The organism is Salipiger sp., from assembly GCF_059781815.1.
In genome coordinates this window covers 1-4766 of record NZ_JBYNAH010000299.1, presented here as the reverse complement: position 1 = coordinate 4766, position 4766 = coordinate 1, and the positions used below count along the sequence as shown (strand labels likewise).

Below are 4766 nucleotides of genomic sequence, written 5' to 3'. Positions count from 1 at the left end.
CGCGGCGGCACGGTGCGGGCGGCCTCGGCCGCTGCGGCGGCGCGCTCGTCGCCCGTCATCTTGCCCATATGGGCCGACTGGGTGTTGGGCAGCTCGGCCAGCGCCGGCACCCGGTTGGGATCGGTGGCGACCAGCGCCGCCTCGCGGGCGTTCCACATGTCGAGCATCTTGCGGTCGGGCAGGCAGCCGATCAGGCCCGGGTGGATGAGGCCGGCGTATTTCACACCCGGCACGTGGCGCGACTTGGTGAACATGCCCTCGAAATCCCAGATCGATTTCTGCGCCTCGGGGAAGTGATCGGTCAGGAAGCCGCCGCCATTCTGCTTGGAGAAGAAGCCGTTGAAACCCCAGTTCATCTCTTCCTTGGCACCGATATCGAGGATGTGGACCTTGAGCAGGTCGCCCGGCTCGGCCCCCTTCACCCCGATCGGGCCGGAGAGGTAATGCACCTGCTGCAGTTCGACATCGCGCACGTCGGAGGCATCGTCGTTGTTGTGGATCTGCCCGCCGGTCCAGTCGTAGGTCTCGATCTTGAAATCGTCGCCCGGCTCGACCCAGACCGCCATCGGGATGTCGGGATGCCAGCGGTTGTGGATGTTCTCGTTGGTGTGGGGGCTCTCGGACAGATCGACCGAGATCAGCGTATCCGTGCCAGTGGTGGCGGAGAACGAGGTGTCAGGCATGGTAGTCTCCCTGCTTGGTTTGGTTAGACGGAAAGGAATTTCGAGACCTTGGCCTCGTCGATGCCCTCGCGCGGGCTGTCGTGGACGAAATTGCCGTTCTCGATCACCAGCACCCGGTCGGCGACGTCGAGCGCGAAGCTCAGCACCTGTTCGGACACCACGATCGACAGGCCGCGCTCGTCGCGGATGCGGCGCAGCGTGCGGGCCATCTCGCGGATGATCGAGGGTTGGATGCCCTCGGTCGGCTCGTCGAGAAGCAGGACCTTGGGATCCGAGGCCAGCGCCCGCGCGATGGCAAGCTGCTGCTGCTGGCCACCCGAGAGGTTGCCGCCGCGGCGGCCCTTCATCTCGAGCAGCACCGGGAAGAGCTCGTAGATATCGCCCGGCACGGATTTCTTGCCGGTCACGGTGAGCCCGGTCTCGACATTCTCCTGCACCGTCATCGACGAGAAGATCATCCGCCCCTGCGGCACGTAGGCGATGCCGGAGGCGACGCGCTCGTGGCTCTTCATCGCAGTGACGTCGGCACCGTCGATGCTGGCGCCGCCGGACTTGGTGGGCACGATCCCCATGAGGGTCTTCATGAGCGTCGTCTTGCCCATGCCGTTGCGGCCCATGATGGCGACGATCTCGCCCTTGGGCACTTCGAGGTCGAGGCCGTGCAGCACCTCGGATTCGCCGTAGGCCGCGCGCAGTTGGGAAATGTTCAGCATGGCTCGCGCTCCTCAGTGGCCGAGATAGACTTCGATGACCTTGGGATCGTTCTGCACCCGCTCCATCGAGCCCTCGGACAGGACCTTGCCCTGGTGCAGAACGGTGACGCGGGTCGCGATGTCCTCGACGAAGCCCATGTCGTGCTCGATGACGATCACCGAGCGATCCTGGATGATGCGGTTGAGCAGTTCGGCGGTCTTCTTGCGCTCGGCCACCGACATGCCGGCGACCGGCTCGTCGAGCATCAGAAGCTGCGGGTCCTGGATAAGCAGCATGCCGATCTCGAGCCATTGCTTCTGGCCGTGGCTGAGATAGGCCGCCTTCTCGTCGAGCTGCTCGTCGAGGAAGATCAGCTCGGCGATCTCGAGGATGCGGGCGTTGACCTCCTCGTCGCGGGCGAAGAACAGCGCCCCGAAGACCCCGTGACCCTTGGGAAAGCTCAGCTCGAGATTCTCGTAGACCGAGAGATCCTCGTAGACCGAAGGGGTCTGGAACTTGCGCCCCACACCGGCATGCACGATCTGGTCCTCGCGCATCTTGAGCAGCTCCTGCCCCTTGAACTGCACCGAGCCCTCGGTGGCGCGGGTGCGGCCGCAAATCAGGTCGAGCACGGTGGTCTTGCCGGCCCCGTTCGGGCCGATGATCACCCGGCACTCGTTGGGCTCGACATAGAAACTGAGGTCGTTGACCGCCTTGAAGCCGTCGAAGGAGACGGTCAGCCCCTCGACCATCAGCACGTAGTTGGGATTGCCCTTGGCGTGATCCAGCATGTCGGGTCTCCTTATTCAGCGGCCGGGGTGGAGGGCGCAGCATCGGGCGTGCCGCTGTCGCCGCGCGAGCCGAGCTTGCGCAGCCGCGGCATGACGTGCTCCGACCAGACGCCCGCAAGCCCGTTGGGGAAGGCCATGACCACTGCGATGAAGAGCGCGCCGAGACCGAGCAGCCAGAGCTCGGGGAAGCTCTCGGAGAAGGTGGTCTTGGCCCAGTTCACCAGCAGCGTTCCGTAGACCGCGCCGAGGATCGACAGGCGCCCGCCGACGGCGGCGAAGATCACCATCTCGATCGAGGGCACGATGCCCACGAAGCTCGGCGACATGAAGCCCACCTGCAGGGTGAACATCGCCCCGCCAACGGCGGCGAAGGCGGCGCCGAGGCAGAAGATGAAGATCTTGAAATTGGCCACGTCATAGCCGGAGAAGCGCACCCGGTCTTCCTGATCGCGCATGGCGATGAGCAGGCGGCCGAGCTTCGACTTGCGGACGTATTGCGCGATTCCGAGGCAGACGAAGAGCAGCGCGCCGTTGACGAAGTAGAGGATCTCCTTGGCCTCGTCGGTGCGGATGTCCCAGCCCAGGAGCGTGCGCAGGTCGGTGATGCCGTTGACGCCGCCGGTATAGCCCTGCTGGCCGATGATCAGGATCGTCATCACCGCCGCGATGGCCTGGGTGATGATGGCGAAGTAGACGCCCCCCACCCGGCGGCGGAACATCGCGACGCCGATGATGAAGGCAAAGGCCACCGGCACCACGATCACCGCGATCAGCGAGAGCGTCAGCGAGTGGAACGGCTCCCACCACCACGGCAGCGCTGTGAGCTGGTTCCAGTCCATGAAATCGGGGATGCCCGGGGTCGACTGGATCGCGGTGTTCTCGGGCGTCGAGGCCTCGAGCTTGAGGAACATCGCCATGCAATAGCCCCCCAGCCCGAAGAACACCCCCTGCCCCAGCGACAGGATGCCCCCTGCCCCCCAGCACAGCACCAGCCCCACCGCCACGAAGGCCGAGGTCCGGTACTTGCCGAAGAGGGTGAGCCGGCAGGTGGCCCAGATCATCGGGAAGACCACGAAGATGATGGCGGCGAGGATGGCGAAGCCGATCAGCTCGTAGCGGGTAAACAGCGAATTCTTGCGCGTGACTTGCATCGGTCCGGGCTCCTTACTTGCGCAGCTTGAGGGCGAAGAGGCCCTGCGGGCGCAGCATCAGGATGCCGATCACCACGAGCAGCGTGAGAACCTTGGCCATCGATCCCGAGAGGAAGAACTCCATGATCGATTGCGCCTGGCTGATGGTGAAGGCGGAGGCGATGGTGCCGAGCAGGCTGGCCGCGCCGCCGAAGACCACCACGAGGAAGGTGTCGACGATGTAGAGCTGGCCGGCGGTGGGCCCGGTCGAGCCGATCATCGTGAAGGCCGAGCCCGCGACCCCGGCGATGCCGCAGCCGATGCCGTAGGTCATCCGGTCGGTCCATTCGGTGTTGATGCCGACGGCGCCGGCCATGACGCGGTTCTGGTTGATCGCACGGACCTGCTGGCCCCAGCGCGAGCGGTACATCATCACGTAGACGGCAACGGAAATGCCGATGGCCAGCACCATCACGAAGATGCCGTTGATCGGGATCTCGATCATGTCGGTCAGCGGCAGCGAGCCCATCATCCAGTCGGGGATCGTCACGCCGACTTCGCGGGCGCCGAACACCGAGCGATAGACCTGCTGCAGGATCAGGCTGAGGCCCCACGTGGCGAGCAGCGTATCCAGCGGGCGCTTGTAGAGATGCCGGATCATCGCCCATTCGACGAACATGCCCAGCGCGCCTGCGGCAATGAAGGCGAGGATCATCGCCACGAAGAAATACGCCGGGAACAGCGCCGGCAGCGCCTCGGCGAAGAAGATCGAGACCAGGTAGGTCACGTAGGCGCCAAGGATCATGAACTCGCCATGCGCCATGTTGATGACGCCCATCTGGCCGAAGATGATGGCCAGCCCGAGCGCCATGAGCACGAAGACGGAGAAGAGGATGAGGCCGGCGAAACCCTGCATCGCGAAGATCGCGGTCAGCTCGCTCCAGCTGTAATCGGCAAACATGTGGTCAGCTTTCCTGTCGGGAGAGAACACCCGCGCGCCTGTCCCGACGCGGCGGGGGAGGAGCAGGGAACGGTTGGCCCGCGCCGAGGGAAGACGGCGCGGGCACCTTGCACAGGGTCCGGTCGGGGTTGCCCGGCCCTGCGCCCCTGCCTCTTACTGGTAGCCCTCGGGGAAGGGGTTGGGCTCGACGAGGTCCGCGGTCTCGAAGACCACTTCGTACTGGCCGTCGGCCTGGGCCCGCCCGACGCGGGTCTTGGACCACAGGTGGTGGTTCTCGTGCACCTTCACGTAGCCCTCCGGCGCCGAGGTCAGCTCGATGCCCGGGCTGGCCGCACGCACCTTGTCGACATCGAACGATCCCGCCTTCTCGACCGCCGCCTTCCACAGCCACGGGCCGAGATAGGCCGCCTGCGTCACGTCGCCGATCACCATGTCGTCGCCCCACATCTCCTTGAAGGCGGCCACGAACTCGCGGTTGTTGTCGTTGTCGAGCGACTGGAAGTACTTC

Annotated in this window: 6 protein-coding genes; all 6 read right to left on the bottom strand. The window is 65.2% G+C overall.

Annotated features, from left to right (window positions below):
* On the bottom strand, positions 1-683 hold a 683-nt coding region (locus tag AC6RA4_RS23330; protein WP_500164361.1), incomplete at its 3' end, for an acetamidase/formamidase family protein.
* A 23-nt stretch (positions 684-706) separates the two neighbouring features.
* Positions 707-1396 carry an urea ABC transporter ATP-binding subunit UrtE gene (gene urtE / locus AC6RA4_RS23325; RefSeq protein WP_500164359.1) on the bottom strand — a complete coding sequence of 230 codons (690 nt, stop codon included), beginning with the start codon at positions 1394-1396 and terminating at the stop codon, positions 707-709.
* Between the two features lie 12 nt (positions 1397-1408).
* A complete protein-coding gene (urtD, locus tag AC6RA4_RS23320; RefSeq protein WP_500164357.1) occupies positions 1409-2167 on the bottom strand; it encodes an urea ABC transporter ATP-binding protein UrtD in 759 nt (252 codons plus the stop codon).
* Positions 2168-2178: 11 nt separating this feature from the next.
* A complete protein-coding gene (gene urtC, locus AC6RA4_RS23315; protein ID WP_500164356.1) occupies positions 2179-3318 on the bottom strand; it encodes an urea ABC transporter permease subunit UrtC in 1140 nt (379 codons plus the stop codon).
* A gap of 13 nt (positions 3319-3331) precedes the next feature.
* On the bottom strand, positions 3332-4258 hold the full coding sequence (gene urtB / locus AC6RA4_RS23310; RefSeq protein WP_500164354.1) for an urea ABC transporter permease subunit UrtB: 927 nt from the start codon (positions 4256-4258) through the stop codon (positions 3332-3334).
* A gap of 153 nt (positions 4259-4411) precedes the next feature.
* On the bottom strand, positions 4412-4766 hold a 355-nt coding region (locus AC6RA4_RS23305), incomplete at its 5' end, for a transporter substrate-binding protein (protein ID WP_500164352.1).